Origin of the sequence: Trichormus sp. NMC-1, assembly GCF_001858025.1 — a bacterium.
Taxonomy (GTDB): Bacteria; Cyanobacteriota; Cyanobacteriia; order Cyanobacteriales; family Nostocaceae; genus Anabaena.
The window spans coordinates 155,405-171,343 of sequence record NZ_LZQD01000002.1 but is presented as its reverse complement, the minus strand read 5'-3'; the positions used below and the strand labels follow the sequence as shown (position 1 = coordinate 171,343).

Here is a 15,939-nt window from a genome sequence, read left to right as displayed (position 1 = left end):
AAATACTTTCTCTCATCTTCTCCATCTCCCTGTTTCCCTATGTCCCTCATGGACTGGATGTTGTTGCTGGAGATGGTGTAGTTTCTGGGGAAGAAGTAGGAGAAGCCGCTGGGCTGGGAGTCGGTAATCCTGCGGCTTTGTTAATCTCGTCTTTATACTCAGCAGGAGCTAAAGCAGTGGCACTTGCAAACAAAGGTTTTGCCTCATCAACTTTGCCCTGTTCTTTTAGTAACATAGCCTTTGCCAAAACAGGACGAAAATCCTTAGCATCTTTCTGAATTGCTTGGTCGTATACAGAGATAGCTTGAGTATCGTTTTTCTGAAAAGCGTATACACTACCCAAAAGCACCTGTACAGCGACAACATCCACACTTCCAGGCTGAATTGTATTCGCTTGGGTAGACGCAGATAGAGTATCTTGCAGCAAACCAATAGCAGCTTCAGGGCGTTTCTCACTGAGTTGGAGATTTACCATTCCTTGTAAAGCTTTGAGATCACCGGGTTTTGTTGCTAAGATTGAGCGATATGTTTGGGCTGCTCCTTCTTTATCACCAATTTGCTGCTTGGCTTGTGCCAATAACACACCATACTCTGTTTGTTGGGGATTCAACTTAGCCAGCTTTTCTAAAGGTTCAATTACTGCTTGAATATCAGCTGGTTTAACTTCACCTCTGCCTTGTTGACTAAGTAATTGCAGCCTTGCTTCTAAAAGTCCCTTGAGTGCAGTTTGATTTTCTGGTTCCCGTTGTAAAACTAATTCATAACCCCGAACTTGATCAGCCAGTTTTGACTTTTGATCAGACGAGGAAGAACTACTAGGGGTGCTGGTAGTATTTTGGGCTACCGATTCAGAATCATTGAAAGCCGTAATTATGGGTAAAATCGAAACCCCAATAAAAGCCAAAACTGCCAGACCTAACACGACCTGAACTATCCACCGATTGCGCGGTTGAGACACAATATTTTCCCTCTTCTGAATTTTAACGAGATTAACATTTACACAGATCGCAAAGTCAAAAATTTCTAAAACTTTGCGGAATACGGTCATTAGACTGTGAATTTTATAACAAATAACTATCTACACCGCTAAAGTAATTGATGACTTTAGGAGGAGCCTTCAGAATTGTAGCTATGCTATGCTTCCGAAACTAGTGTCAAGGCGCTAAATTACACATTTAGTCTCTAAATGCCAAATTTTGCGCCTTTCCGTTCGCTCTGGGCGCTCTAGAGCGGCTAAATTAAAAGGAAAGATACTTTTATCAGCCGCACCAACGCTCTTTCCAGCTACTTTTGTAAAATCCCATAATTGGGATGTGTCTCCGCCGCAAGGAGTTTTTATGAATTCCGACCTGATGCCGTCTCCTGAATCTGCTAACAGTACTGCCTCTAAAGAGGCTCCAACTAAAATCGACGCAGCCGCTCATGTGAAAACAGCAGCAGCCGAGTCCTCTCAACCTGATAATTTACCTGTTAACCCTAGTGATAATAACTCAAATGGGAATTTAGCCCATCGGCAACAACCGATTCCACCTCCCAGCGAAGCAATGCAGTATCGAGCTATCGGATTAGTCCGGGGTCGTTACTTTGCCAGCAGTGAACAATTTACTCAAGGAACATTGCTTACTGTCGATGGTGTAGAACTCAATACCGTCCTCTTAGGGCGGATTATGAGTTTGGTCAAAAATCACTTGGACTTAGAAACAGAGCATCTGTGGGTAGTTTATCCGCGCACCAGACAAGAAAATGACACATTACATATCCAAATTGTCGGAGTGTGGGAACCAGAAAATCTGGCTAAACATTTCCTAGAAGAAGATCACCAAGATTTTGGTTCACAAGAGTTACAGAAACCCGACGAAAGTTCTGAACCTCGAAAACCATCCTCAGAAATTCCTGATGGTTATTTTTCTGTACGTGGTGAAGTAGTTTACCAATCTTTTGACGATAAAAGTTTGGTGGTAAAAATTAAGCAAGCTCCCCGGAAGCCAACTGATAAACCTAAGTATTTTAAGTTGAAACTGCGGGGTGTGCTGACAACCAAAGCTGTCGGCAAGTTTTGGGATTTCAAAGTCAAGCGAGAAGTGGACGTATTAATAGTAGAAAATGCGGAAGCGATCGCTGATTTGCCCAAAAAACGCAAACCACCATTCAGAAGCGCCCCTCGTGGTGGTGGTGGTGGTGGAAGAAGACCATTCCCTCCCAGACGCAATGGGGAAGCGCCTCCACTTCCGATCAAAAAAACCAGCGGCGATGCTGCGTCTGCTACGCGAGCGGAGGTGTCTAAACCTGTACCAAAAACCCCTCTTCCTAAGCCTGTGAAGCGGACAAAACCAACCCAAGAGTAGGTAATGGGTAATGGGCAAGAATGTTATTTACCTTTTTCCCCATTACCAATCCCCCAAGATCAAAAATCAGTCCGACGGTCTTGGGGTAAAAAAGTCCGATCCATAGGAATAGGGGCAACAGGTTCTGTAAGGGTAAATGTGCCTGCTTCAATCCAGTGTTTTAACTCTAGAGCAACTTGTCGTGAGAGAAACATACTGGCTAAAGGAGCGACTCGCACCGCTTTACCCTCAATGGCGATTTTTCCAGATTTAAGTTGAGCGTAACTGACTAAACCAAAGGTGGGACGGACGCGACGAGGAATGGAAAAATCGACAATTGGCGCTACTAAGTCTTTATTTTGGACAGCGCAGCGTTCAATTACTGTTTCATTTAAAACCGGAAGTGGGACACCTACTCCCAACATTAAGGAAGGGCCATAACTTTTGAAGTAACAACCCCGCACCCAACGCGCATCCATTTGTTTGGCATCACCAATTAAGGCTAAAGTTGCTGAAGGGCCAATGGGTGTGCGATTAGCTAACCGCTTTTGTAAAGGGAAGTGCTGCGTACCTTCCCAAGCCACATAACCAATTCCACCACCTAAGAATATTCTTGTCCCAATCCCCACAAGTTGTAAATCGGGATCATTGAGAAGGGGGGAAATAGCACCAGGATTTGAGTAAACCGCATTACCTAAACGTGGTTGCAGGGGTCCCAGATAAGTGTGAAGAGGGCGATCGCCTCCATTTACCCCTACAATAAAATTTTGATAAAGATTGCGCGGATTAAATAAATAAAACTGATTGATAGTTTCACGAGTAACTGTCGTTTCAAAAGTGGCTCTTGGGTAGCAATCGGTAACTTGTCCTAATGCCCGTACTTGTACGGATTTACCTGCAATTAAATCTTGGATAACATGACCACCGCCACGTTCTCGGAGTTCTTCTCCGTCCATTGTTTCTACACCACAACTAGCACCTAAGTATAAATCTACAGCCCCAAAGCCGGGATATACTGGCACGCCATCTAACCAGCAACGGCGAATTTTGATGGGTGGATCTGTGTGTCCGAGGTTAATAATTGCACCGCTTGACTCCATTGGTTCAAAGGTGCCGGTGGTAATGACATCAACTTCTTTCGCGGCTTTGGTGACACCGATTTCTGTAACTCGTGCTTTTAATTCTTCAACCGTCCACACTACGGCGCGTTTCCGGTTGATTTTTTCGTTAATTTCCGCAATGGTTCGCATTTTTAAAGTAGCGGATTGACATCTTAATTATCGGGTGATATTGCAGCCAAGTAATTGTTTAAATCATCCAGACTGGAAAAATCTAACAGTGCGTCTCCTAAATCCTCTAAGTAGTAAGACTGAATAAAAAAAAAGTTAGTAGTAAGGGCTTTAGCCCTATCAAACCTAGCAAGAGAGCGATAAATCGCTCACTACGACAAAAATTTTATCTTACATTTAATTCTGTCTACCTGACTTGAGGCAGGAACAAAACCAATCAGTACCTGATTATGAGGGTGTGTGCGATAATCGCATTCTCAAAAAACTCAATGTAGGTAATTTACAGCAGATTGCAGATCAATGAGGTACAGAATCAAGATTGAAACCTAGACACATTCGCCTGTTTTACTCCTGACTCCTGAATTCTGCTGTATCTATTTATTAAAGAGCTAGACAGGAATGTTTAAAGTTCTGGTAAGTTTTACACTTTACTCCTCCCCGGCAACCTAAGCTTTGTTATATTTATTTAGCTGGAAACTTTATACAATTTGATACAGTATTTTACAACGTAGCCAGAAATCCTTATGGCTACAAAAACTTTGTTGGAGTTCTCATAAAAAATTAGTCATTGTATAACCTGACAAGCTTAAGTCCCAATGTACTACTTGTTAGTAAATTAAATCGGATTGCTATATCTAAATGTAGCATATATACAGGTATGAAAATGCATTTATTTTATAAACTAAAATTTACTCCTTCTCAGCTAGTAAGTGTGACAGTATTGCTGACATTACTATTGTTTATCCCTCAAGTTGGTCTTAATTGGCAAGCATATTATAATTTCAACAGTATTACTAAACAGGAATTTAACCTACAAAGACTAAGTGATGAAATTACTTATTTTGATGAAGTATTAACCATGTCTGCCCGCATGAATGCAGCTACAGGTGATATTTTTTGGGAAAAACGATATCGCCAATTTGAACCTAAACTTGATGTGGCGATTAAAGAAGCTATTAAACTTGCTCCTGAAACATATAAAAATGAGAATGCTCAAAAAATTGATGTTGCTAATCAGCGGTTAATTGCCATGGAATATGAATCTTTTGATTTAGTTAATAAAAATCAAAATCAGTTGGCACAGCAGCTATTATCCAGCCCAAAATACGAAATTAATAAACAGATTTATGCCGATGGTATTGCTAAAAGAAACCGTAATATATCACTAGGCTTGCAACAAAAAGTTGTTGAATATCGGCAAAGAATGATTTGGGCTATTTTAGGCTCTATTATCAGTTTAACAATACTTATTCCAGTATGGCTTTCAGTATTAGGTTTATTGCAAGAATACTTAAAAGCTAAAAAAAATGCTCAAGCTGCCTTAGAAGAAACTAATTATATGTTAGAAATGCAAGTTGCAGCTAGAACGGAAAAATTAAAACAGAAAAATATTCAATTACAACAGACATTACAAGAATTGCAGCAAACTCAAGTACAACTGATTCAAACTGAAAAGATGTCTTCACTAGGTCAGTTAGTCGCTGGTGTTGCTCATGAGATTAATAATCCTGTTAATTTCATTTCTGGCAACTTAATACATATTAGGGAATACAGTCAGATATTATTAACCTTGGTTAAGCGATACCAGCAAGAATATTCTAATTACAACCCAGAAATAAATATTTTAATTGAGGAAATAGAGTTAGATTTTATTATTGATGATTTGCCAAAAACATTATCCTCAATGGAAGTTGGCGCTGAACGTATCCGTGAGATTGTTTTAAGTTTACGGAACTTTTCGCGTCTTGATGAAGCAGAAATGAAACCTGTGAATATTCATGAGGGGATTGATAGTACGCTGTTAATTTTACAAGATATTCTTAAAGGTCAGCATAAAAAGCAAGAAATTGCAATTATTAAAAAATATGAAGATTTGCCTCTTGTTGAATGTTATGCAGGAGGATTAAATCAGGTATTTATGAATATTCTTATTAACGCCATTGATGCTTTACGCCAACAGGAAATAGATTCTTATAGAGAAACTAAACAACACTCCAGTTCAATTATTATCCAGACTCAAATAAAAAATAAAGAGAACGTAATTATTAGCATTAAAGATAATGGTATAGGAATAAGGGGACAAATTAAAAATAGATTGTTTGAACCGTTTTTTACTACTAAGCCTGTAGGTAAAGGTACTGGTTTAGGATTATCTATTAGTTACCAAATTATAGTGAAGAAGCATAGGGGAAAGATAGAGTATGTTTCTGAACCTGGAAAGGGAACAGAATTTTTGATTGAGATTCCTATTAAGCAAATAAAGCCAGATGGTACAACCCATGATTAGAATTTAATGTAGTTTATCAAAAAAGCGATCGCTACAGCAGCCATCGCTTTCAGATATGCTATTTACAATTAATCTTCATCCTTTCCTATAACTTCCGCTTCCTGAAAGTCTTTGATATCAGCAGATTCAGAAACCATCACCAACTCAGTCGCTTGTTGATGATTATGCCTCCACTCATCCAAAACATCTTTAACTAATACTTCTTGTACCCAAATTTTAGCGACAACAGTTAAAGGCAGTGCTAACAATAATCCTAAAAAGCCAAAGAAAGTCACAAAAAATAATTGAGAAATTAACGTTACTGCTGGTAGTAAAGATACCTGATGCGCCATAACTATCGGCGTGAGAAAATTACTCTCAGCTTGTTGAATAAAAAAGTAAAGAATTAAGACAAAAATAGGTTTCCAGGGATTATCTAAAAGAGCAATTGCCATCGCCGGCACTACACTCATAGTTGGTCCGAGATTAGGAATTAAATTCATAAATCCCGCTAAAACGGCCAATGCTAAAGCTGCCTTTACACCCAAAAATGATAAGCCCACTAAGCTCATCAATCCCACTACAAAGACAGCAATAAAAGCCCCTGTCACCCATCCTTCTAATGAACTTTCACACTGAGCTAAAATTCCCGCTACCCGTCGTCGATAAAATGAGGGAAATAACCGGATAAATACTTTTATATAAGCATCAGGATCAGCTAAAAACATCCCTGTCAACACTAACACTAATAAAATATTTAGAACAATTACCAAAGAGCCAGAAACAAAGGCAAAAGAGTTTCCCAATACGCGATTGAATAAAGGCTGTGCTTCTCCTATTAAAGTGTTAAAATCTGGGATGAAGGGTGCTAATTGATCAGGAATGTGAGTTCTTTGTTCGTCAATCCAACTATTAATGCGCTCAAATCCTTGGGGAACTCGTAAAGTTAGTTCTTGAAATTGCTGGGCAAAGGGTGGAACAATCAGCCAGAAAAAGCCAATCACACCAGCAAAAAAGAGAGTTACTGACAAGACAACAGCAAGGCCACGTTTCATCCCTAAGCTTTGCAAACGTTGAGCTAACCGATTTAAGGCCGTTGCTAAAACAACAGCAGCAAATATCAGTAACAGCACTTCACGCAGTTGCCACAATATATATATAGATAGAACTAAGGCGATTAAACCAATCCATTGACCAAGTTTCACAAACTGACTCCCAAAGCTTGGTGAGACGAAATTTTCCAGCTATGCAGATAGGTTAGCTGATTTTAGAGATTCCTACTAGAGATTTTCAGTTAATTTTGTTTTTGTGCTGGAATTCGCAGAAGTAAAATAGTTATCATAATCACAGTAGGCAACAAAACTAGAATTAGTGCATTTGTTGATGTTTCGGGAATTAAAAACGTCGGAGCGGCATACTTAATCAAGAATGATATTAAAGCCGAAAGTAAAAGTAGCTTAAGTAAGAAACCTAGTTGATTTTTCATCAAAGTACGGCAATACACATTTTTTGGGTAGGGTATACACGAATTTAGACTTCACTATCCAGTCTCTACAATAGAAAACAGATACAAAACTTTACTTCTTTAGATCCTGTATCTGTCAACATCCACAAAGTTGATTTCTGGAAAATGGTCGAATAAACGCATTTTATAGTTATTTACAGATTTTCAAAAGGCTGGATTTGAGGATCTGAGTGCCAAATTCATTCTATTTCTTTATTTCCATGATTTATCTACCAGTTTCATTACTATTATTTCTGGCTTTATTGCTGTTGCTGCCATTTATTTGGTTTGCTGTAGCAGTAGACGTGGTGGAAATTGCGGTAGCCAAGTTGGGTTTTTCTCCTAGTATTGCTTTTGTATTGTTGTTGCTAGTAATTATTACCAGCACAATCAATATTCCCATCTACCGATTAGAAGCTCCCGTCCAATTAGCAGATGAATTTGCGGCACTGTGGTTAAAGGAATTTTGGGGTATTCCATTAAGTAATGTGCAACGTTCTACCGTGGTAGCTCTGAATGTGGGGGGTGGATTAATACCTGTTGTGTTGGCATTATACCAATTTTATCAGGGAAATGTGCTGGCAATTCTGCTAGTTACTGCCATTGTGACTGTTGTCAGCTACTTTGCAGCCCAGGTAGTACCGGGAATTGGAATTCAAATGAATCCATTGCTTGCTCCTTTGACTGCGGCTGTTTCTGCAATGCTAATAGCCTCACCTCATGCTGCACCAGTGGCTTTTGCTGGTGGTGTTCTAGGTACTTTAATTGGTGCTGATTTGCTTCATCTCAAAGATATTCAAGCCATGAGTGCGGGTGTATTTAGTATCGGTGGTGCAGGTGTATTTGATGGAATTGCTTTATGTGGATTATTTGCTTTGTTATTAACTTGAAAAAAGGGAACAGAGATCTTGTCGTTACCTGAACCACCAAACAATAATTGACGTGAACCTTCAATTACTTGTAGTTCATCTGCGTCTGCGGCTCCAAACAGATTGTTAGTACCATTGGCTTCAGCTACAACTAGATTATCTTCACCATTACCACCATCAACAGTGGTATTGAGAGCAGGTCCATTTGCACCAACAATGACGGTATCGTCACCATCTCCAGCGGAAACAGAAGAGTGGCTATTGACTGTAACAACATCATTACCATTACCTGCAAAGATGTCATTATCGTCGGTGGAATTTATTGTATCGTCTCCGTCACCTGCAAATAATGCTTGTCCTGCTTCAGGGCTGATTTCTTCGCTATTGGTTGTCCCGAAGATGAATGGTGTTTGAATCTGAATAGAGAAGGTATCTGTTGCGATCGCTCCTTCTTTATCTGTAGCGATCACTTTTACATCCAGTTGACCTGCATCTCCATATGCAGGAGTACCACTAAATGTTTGAGTTATGGGATTAAAACTCAACCAATCTGGTAATTCACTTCCATCTGCTAATGTTGCTGAATATCTAATAGGGAATAGGGAATAGGGAGAGATGGGAAGGTTAATAAACCAATGACTAATGACCAATGACTAATGACTAACAAATAAATTTTATTGAGGTGACATTATGCCTGTGGAAACTAATAATAACAAACAGATGAAAACGCCAAAAATACGACAGTTTGGTAGTAGTTTCCTAATTTTATTGACTCTTTTGTTATTGCTGAACTTGATAGTTCCCAGTTTGTTCGGGACTCGATTGCAGCAAGTTCCCTATAGTGATTTTATTGCTCAAGTACAAGCTGGTAAAGTAGATAAAGCAATTGTGGGGAGCGATCGCATTGAATATTCTATCAAAACCCAAACCCCCGAAGGTAAAACCGTTGAACAGGTATTTAGAACTACACCTGTAGCCATCGACTTAGATTTACCGAAAATTCTCCGCGAGAATAATGTCGAATTTGCCGCACCACCACCCAACGAAAACGCCTGGATTGGCACTTTATTGAGTTGGGTAGCACCTCCGTTGATTTTCTTTGGGATTTGGGCATTTTTAATGAATCGTCAAGCTGGTGGTCCTGCAGCGTTGACAGTAGGTAAAAGTAAAGCTCGCATTTATTCTGAAGGCAGCACAGGTGTAAAATTCCTAGATGTAGCAGGTGTAGATGAAGCCAAAGCTGAATTAGAAGAAATCGTTGATTTTCTCAAAAATGCGACCAAATACACCAACTTAGGGGCAAAAATTCCCAAAGGTGTGTTGTTAGTCGGACCTCCAGGTACAGGTAAAACATTACTAGCAAAAGCGATCGCAGGTGAAGCTGGTGTTCCCTTCTTCAGTATCTCCGGTTCTGAATTTATCGAACTATTCGTTGGTGTTGGTGCTGCGCGAGTCCGCGATTTATTTGAACAAGCAAAACAACAAGCACCCTGTATCGTCTTCATTGATGAATTAGACGCTTTAGGTAAATCTCGCGGTGGTGCGGGTGGTTTCGTCGGTGGTAACGATGAACGAGAACAAACCCTCAATCAATTACTCTCCGAAATGGATGGTTTTGACGCTAACACCGGTGTAATTATCATCGCTGCTACCAACCGTCCCGAAGTTCTTGATCCAGCTTTACGTCGTCCCGGTCGTTTTGACCGTCAAATTGTCGTCGATAGACCTGATAAAATTGGTCGGGAAGCAATTCTCAAAGTCCATGCTAGAAACGTTAAACTTGCGGAAGATGTGGATTTAGGAATTATTGCCACTCGCACACCTGGTTTTGCAGGTGCAGATTTAGCTAACTTAGTTAATGAAGCGGCGTTATTAGCAGCGAGAAATAATCGTCAAGCAGTACTAATGGCAGATTTCAACGAAGCCATTGAACGTTTAGTTGCAGGTTTAGAAAAACGCTCTCGTGTATTAAATGAACTTGAGAAAAAGACCGTTGCTTATCACGAAGTTGGACACGCTATCATTGGTGCTTTAATGCCTGGTGCGGGTAAAGTTGAGAAAATTTCTGTTGTTCCCCGTGGTGTCGGTGCTTTGGGTTATACAATTCAAATGCCAGAAGAAGACCGTTTCTTAATGATAGAAGATGAAATTCGCGGACGCATTGCCACTTTATTAGGTGGACGTTCTTCCGAAGAAATTGTTTTCGGTAAAGTCTCTACTGGTGCTTCTGATGATATCCAAAAAGCCACCGATTTAGCAGAAAGGGCAATTACAATTTATGGCATGAGCGATAAACTCGGACCAGTTGCTTTTGAAAAAGTCCAACAGCAGTTTCTCGAAGGTTATGGAAATCCTCGACGTTCAATTAGTCCGCAAATGACGGAAGAAATTGACCGGGAAGTGAAAGAGATATTGGATAATGCTCATCATATGGCTTTAAGTATTCTCCAATATAACCGCGACTTACTAGAAGAGATTGCTCAGGAACTATTGCAAAAAGAAATTCTGGAAGGTAGTTATTTACGAGAAAGACTTACTCAAGCACAAGCACCAGATGAAATGTCTGAATGGTTGCGGACTGGTAAGTTAGATGCTGACAAACCTTTGCTGCAAACTTTATTGGTTTAGGGTTTTTTAAAACGCAGAGGAACACGGAGGTTAGCGCAGAGTAACGCAAAGGTTTTTACCTACGTTACTCTGTTTTGAAAAAGGGTGTTATTTAAACGATGCTGGCAGAAAAAGCAAAGTCATTAGCTGTGAGACTGTTAGCGGTAATTCCCACTAACAAAGCTATTTCAGTTGTTCCGTTTTTGAGTAAAGTATCAGCACCTGTTTGTTCTCTGGTTACTTGACCAAAGTTGAGGACACTGACTCCACCAAAGCCGATTTTGTCAACTCCAATAGTGAAATCTGTAATGGTATTTTTGCTAGTTGGTAAACTACCGTTAGCAACCCAAAATTGCTCATTACCACTACCACCGGTGAGTTTATTCCCTCCTGCTTTTCCAGCAAAAAGAACATCATCACCGTCACCACCAGAGAGAAAATCATTCAGGTTGGAGACTAAAACATCAATTCCAGAACCACCAAAAAGACGGTTGTTGCTACCCGCACTGGTGATCTTGTCGTTACCTGAACCACCAAACAATAATTGACGTGAACCTTCAATTACTTGTAGTTCATCTGCGTCTGCGGCTCCAAACAGATTGTTAGTACCATTGGCTTCAGCTACAACTAGATTATCTTCACCATTACCACCATCAACAGTGGTATTGAGAGCAGGTCCATTTGCACCAACAATGACGGTATCGTCACCATCTCCAGCGGAAACAGAAGAGTGGCTATTGACTGTAACAACATCATTACCATTACCTGCAAAGATGTCATTATCGTCGGTGGAATTTATTGTATCGTCTCCGTCACCTGCAAATAATGCTTGTCCTGCTTCAGGGCTGATTTCTTCGCTATTGGTTGTCCCGAAGATGAATGGTGTTTGAATCTGAATAGAGAAGGTATCTGTTGCGATCGCTCCTTCTTTATCTGTAGCGATCACTTTTACATCCAGTTGACCTGCATCTCCATATGCAGGAGTACCACTAAATGTTTGAGTTATGGGATTAAAACTCAACCAATCTGGTAATTCACTTCCATCTGCTAATGTTGCTGAATATCTAATTAAATCAGGAATAATTCCTTCATCCAGTAGTGTATTCTCAAATGTTTGGGAAATGTATTGATGAAGCTTGGTAGTGGGATGGGCTTCATCCCAGTATGCATATTCATCAGGGTTAACAGTCCCAGGGGTGATATAAATCAGAGGTTCGGTAAGATTAGTGAAGTCGTAATTTTCAGGATTAGCTTGAACTTCTTCATTAAAACTAAAGATATCTACTACAGATAAATCAATGTTGAGAGATGATTCTAAATCATTTACTTCTTGACTTAAAGCATTGTTAAACTCAATAGAAAATTCTCTACCATCGGCAGTAGGATTTGCTGGATTTATGTAGGGTCTAGCTTTTAAATCTTCTAAATTAGCAACAACAATTTCCTTTGCCCCTAAACTACTTAATGTCGTAATTGCATCACCAATACTTGTGGCTGCATTCTTAGCAACTTCGACAGGATCAGCCGTAGCAGCGAGAAAATTAAAATCATTATGACCAGCCCAGATTATGTATAGTGTATCTTCACTAACCGGAGTATTTGTATTTTCAGTTGTAAATTGTTGAATTTGTGTTAATACTGATGGGATAGGATTATTCTCAAAACCCGGAAAAACAACATCTTCGCCTGCCTTTGCTCCACCATGAGCGAAATTTATGACTGATTCTTCGCTAAAGGTTAATTTAGATCCAAGATAATCTACCCAATTCGGTCCGTCAGAAAAACGTCCTTGGTAATAATAGGGTGATGCGGGATAACCAAATGGTTGGGGATCAACGTTCTTGAATATTTCAAAAACATTTCCAGTATCAGAAAGGCTATTACCAAAGACTACTAAATTATCAAAGGGGTTGATAGCGTCTGGATCTGAAAAAATATCGTTAGAAATCGTAAATCTAAACTGGGAATTTGCCTTAGCTTTTTGATCTAAAACTGGATTATTGAGGATAGGTGATTGATTCATGGTAGATACTAAGTTTGCGTTTTCAGAATTGTTGATAATTTATTGCACAACTTATAGGAAAATCTTATGAATTTTCCTAAAGAAATGTTTTTGAGTTAAAAGGGTAAAATTATGATATTCTATTGAGTCTAATTCAGAGAATATAGGCATTTACCCAAAAAATGAGGATGCTTGTAAAAGCATCCTCAAGAAGTATAAAATTTATTGTACAAATCTGCAACCCCAAAAAATCTATTATGGTATTTGGGGTAATTATTTATTTTCATTTAACCAAAACTTAACCAACCAAAAACTTCTTTCACTGTTAGTTCTAATTCAATACTCTCAAGAATTGGTAACTTATCATCACCTTCATATAATTCAATTTTTTGACCAGGAAACACTGCTAATACAGTTTCTTCTTCTGGGTTCATCAACCATCCTAATTCTGTGCCATTGCGGGAACAATGTAATAATTTAGTTAGCACCTTTTTCTGTTGCTGATCTGGAGAAAGTATTTCAATTACCCAGTCAGGATGAATTTCAAAGCGGTTGCTGATTTTCCCTGATGCCGTTTTCGGTATTCTTTCCCAACGGAACACTGCTACATCAGGTACAATAGTGTCACCACCAAAAGTACAACGTAGTTCTGGGAAAGCATAGGCAATTTTTTGATCTTTGGTTTTGGCATTGATAACTTCAATTAAATTAGCCTGAAGTAAGCTGTGTTCACCCTGTGGCATAGGTTTCTGTGTTATTTCCCCATTAATAAACTCTGATGCTGGTTTAGTTTCTGGTAATTTAAGAAACTCATCTAGAGTAATTTGGCGATCGCTGGCTATAGTCATAATCACTAATGATAAAGCTTATACCAATTCTAAATCATTCTTGAATAATAAGATCCCCTACTTCTCAAGGAAGTAAGGGATCTGAAAATGATGAGTTTAATATTAACTCCGTTGCCAAATTTTAATCGTCTTATCCAAACTCCCACTCACCAACATTTCCCCAGAAGCAGTAAACGCTAAAGCTGTAACTGTGTGAGAGTGACCTGTAAAAGTACCTAACAATTCCCCTGTTTCTAAATGCCACAATTTGATAGTTTTATCCGCACTACCACTAGCAATTATTTGTTCATCTGGACTCAAAGCAACTGTATTGACAATATCTCTATGTCCCTTGAGAGTGTGTAGTAATTCTCCATTTACTAAATTCCAAACTTTAATAGTTTTGTCTTGACTCCCGCTAATCAAAAATTTAGCCTTAGCACTAATTGCTAGAGAATTAACGATATGAGAATGACCCATTAGGGTATGTATTGGTTTAATTTCTTGCTGGCGTTTCTTATTGAGTGAAGATGTTAAACGCCAAACTTTGATTTTACGATAGCTACCTGTAATCAAAATTTTGCCATCTTGACTTAACACCATTGAATGGGCTGCTGTATCATCTAAACATAGGGTATTTTCTACTTGGCGATCGCGCAAATTCCAAAACAGAATTTTTCTGTCATCACCACCAGTTGCTATCATTTTTCCATCTGGTGTAAACGCAACACAACGAACACACCCATTATGTTTATGCCAAATATCAATTAAATCTAGTGCGCCAGTATGCCAAATTTTAATTGTAGAATCTGCACCTACACTAACTAAAATTTGTCCATCTGTACTAAAAGCTAAGGAATTAACTTCATCTACCAAACCAGAAATAGACCAAGGCGATTCTGATAATGTCTCGATTAATTCACCTTTAGCTAAATTCCATAATTTTGTCTCACCACGACTTCCACTAGCTAAAATTGGGACAACTTCTACATTGTTATACTCAGCATCTTTTCCTCTTAAAGTCTTTAGAGAATAGGCTAAACAGTTAATGCCTTTAGTGTGTCCTTTTAATGTTTGCCAGCATTCCCAATCACCAATAATCTTCTTTTTTGGATGTTCTGATGGCAATGTTTGAATTATTTCTGCCACCATTTTATCATCAATTATGGGCAGATTATCTTTTTGTACAGATAAGGATTGTAAATACCAATCTAATCCCCCAGCATACAATAAACTACTAGGAGTAAGATATAGTTTTGGTTCATGAAATTCTAATTGATTGCTGGGTAAAAAACCAGTAATCACAGTTTGCTTATGGTATCCTAATTGGGTAGTTCCTGGATAAAATAAAGATAGGAAAATTAAGACTTGGTGGTTTTGAACATCTTCTTGATTAATTGACCAACGTATTTTGTCTTTTTTAATCCCGTTAAAACTTTCTCCATCAGCAACATTAATTTGAATACTCACTTTCGGGTTATTAGTCAATCGATAAATAAATTTACTTTCACCACGTAAATTTCCTTCATCATCTAACACCATATTATCTAAGGTGTCCTGCGGTACTTTTCTCACCAATTTACCCAATCGTTCCGTAATGATCCGATCAACAATTTTTTCACGAACAAGATAATCTTCTGCTTGACGCTGAAAATATGTAGGAAAGGGAATTGTCCAATCAGGTGGTTCAGGATATTCTGGTGGGGTTGGTGGCGGGTTTTTGGCAATAATTTCGGCTTGTTGGCGAGAACATTCAAGAATGTTTGCCAATGAATCGCCCCAAAATGCCATAATTTCACTGTGACAACCTTTGACTTGACCTTCTAAGAGAGATAGATCAGTAGTTTTAGGTTTTTTTACTCGTTGAAGAAAGTCAGCTTGTTGAGCTTTTAGTAAACTAATCCAATCCATCTGCATGATAGCGGCACACTATTGCATACCCAGGGTAACTTATACCAACGCAATTACTCAATTTTATAACCTCTAGTTAAGTAAAAATTCAGTAATTCTAACAATCTCATAGAAGACAAACCAATTTTTATGTTTATGCTCAAGATACATCTGGATAATAATCAAATGTTTGATCAACTGATTGAGCAGGATATAGAGATTTAGATGATTTCCATAAATTCTAACTAACTTGACGAACTAGTTACTGTTTCTAGAGAAACAGTTATCCAGACAAATCAGGTGTATGGTTTGCCAGTCAATCAATTTTTTTCGGGAATGTAATTTCTAAAATTGAGCAAAG

Annotated in this window: 13 protein-coding genes; 4 read left to right on the top strand and 9 right to left on the bottom strand. The window is 38.8% G+C overall.

Annotated features, from left to right (window positions below):
- Window positions 1-46 precede the first annotated feature (46 nt).
- The gene (locus A9Y75_RS07660) at window positions 47-958 is read right to left on the bottom strand and encodes a hypothetical protein (RefSeq protein ID WP_071189643.1); all 912 of its coding nucleotides are present in this window, start codon (window positions 956-958) and stop codon (window positions 47-49) included.
- A gap of 379 nt (window positions 959-1,337) precedes the next feature.
- Here A9Y75_RS07660 and A9Y75_RS07655 point away from each other — a divergent pair, with 379 nt between their 5' ends.
- Window positions 1,338-2,345, top strand: a complete 1,008-nt coding sequence (locus A9Y75_RS07655; protein WP_071188981.1) for a hypothetical protein — start codon at window positions 1,338-1,340, stop codon at window positions 2,343-2,345.
- Between the two features lie 59 nt (window positions 2,346-2,404).
- Here A9Y75_RS07655 and A9Y75_RS07650 read toward each other — a convergent pair whose 3' ends face one another.
- On the bottom strand, window positions 2,405-3,574 hold the full coding sequence (locus A9Y75_RS07650) for a homocysteine biosynthesis protein (protein ID WP_071188980.1): 1,170 nt from the start codon (window positions 3,572-3,574) through the stop codon (window positions 2,405-2,407).
- 23 nt (window positions 3,575-3,597) lie between these two features.
- On the bottom strand, window positions 3,598-3,699 hold the full coding sequence (locus A9Y75_RS30060) for a DUF4351 domain-containing protein (RefSeq protein ID WP_269086291.1): 102 nt from the start codon (window positions 3,697-3,699) through the stop codon (window positions 3,598-3,600).
- A 578-nt stretch (window positions 3,700-4,277) separates the two neighbouring features.
- Between A9Y75_RS30060 and A9Y75_RS07645 the strand changes: the two genes are divergently transcribed.
- Complete coding sequence (locus A9Y75_RS07645; protein WP_071188979.1) at window positions 4,278-5,900, top strand: ATP-binding protein; 1,623 nt, start codon at window positions 4,278-4,280, stop codon at window positions 5,898-5,900.
- Window positions 5,901-5,968: 68 nt separating this feature from the next.
- Here A9Y75_RS07645 and A9Y75_RS07640 read toward each other — a convergent pair whose 3' ends face one another.
- Together A9Y75_RS07640 and A9Y75_RS29445 are read right to left on the bottom strand one after the other, a co-directional pair.
- A complete protein-coding gene (locus A9Y75_RS07640) occupies window positions 5,969-7,084 on the bottom strand; it encodes an AI-2E family transporter (RefSeq protein WP_071188978.1) in 1,116 nt (371 codons plus the stop codon).
- 89 nt (window positions 7,085-7,173) lie between these two features.
- Complete coding sequence (locus A9Y75_RS29445) at window positions 7,174-7,365, bottom strand: hypothetical protein (RefSeq protein WP_083389520.1); 192 nt, start codon at window positions 7,363-7,365, stop codon at window positions 7,174-7,176.
- A gap of 239 nt (window positions 7,366-7,604) precedes the next feature.
- Here A9Y75_RS29445 and A9Y75_RS07635 point away from each other — a divergent pair, with 239 nt between their 5' ends.
- Entirely contained in the window at window positions 7,605-8,273 is a 669-nt protein-coding gene (locus A9Y75_RS07635) for a DUF1614 domain-containing protein (protein ID WP_071188977.1), read from the top strand.
- Here A9Y75_RS07635 and A9Y75_RS07630 read toward each other — a convergent pair.
- Window positions 8,180-8,902, bottom strand: coding sequence for a putative Ig domain-containing protein (locus A9Y75_RS07630; protein ID WP_071188976.1), 723 nt, complete (start codon window positions 8,900-8,902; stop codon window positions 8,180-8,182). The genes A9Y75_RS07635 and A9Y75_RS07630 overlap by 94 nt on opposite strands.
- A 40-nt stretch (window positions 8,903-8,942) precedes the next feature.
- Between A9Y75_RS07630 and ftsH the strand changes: the two genes are divergently transcribed.
- The gene (gene ftsH, locus A9Y75_RS07625) at window positions 8,943-10,880 is read left to right on the top strand and encodes an ATP-dependent zinc metalloprotease FtsH (RefSeq protein WP_071188975.1); all 1,938 of its coding nucleotides are present in this window, start codon (window positions 8,943-8,945) and stop codon (window positions 10,878-10,880) included.
- A 91-nt stretch (window positions 10,881-10,971) separates the two neighbouring features.
- Here ftsH and A9Y75_RS07620 read toward each other — a convergent pair whose 3' ends face one another.
- From A9Y75_RS07620 to A9Y75_RS07610, 3 genes are all read right to left on the bottom strand, one after another.
- Complete coding sequence (locus A9Y75_RS07620) at window positions 10,972-12,882, bottom strand: SGNH/GDSL hydrolase family protein (RefSeq protein ID WP_071188974.1); 1,911 nt, start codon at window positions 12,880-12,882, stop codon at window positions 10,972-10,974.
- 266 nt (window positions 12,883-13,148) lie between these two features.
- Window positions 13,149-13,709 (bottom strand): Uma2 family endonuclease, encoded by a 561-nt coding sequence (locus tag A9Y75_RS07615; RefSeq protein ID WP_071188973.1) that lies wholly within the window; start codon window positions 13,707-13,709, stop codon window positions 13,149-13,151.
- Window positions 13,710-13,811: 102 nt separating this feature from the next.
- Complete coding sequence (locus A9Y75_RS07610) at window positions 13,812-15,605, bottom strand: WD40 repeat domain-containing protein (RefSeq protein ID WP_071188972.1); 1,794 nt, start codon at window positions 15,603-15,605, stop codon at window positions 13,812-13,814.
- Between the last annotated feature and the right edge of the window lie 334 nt (window positions 15,606-15,939).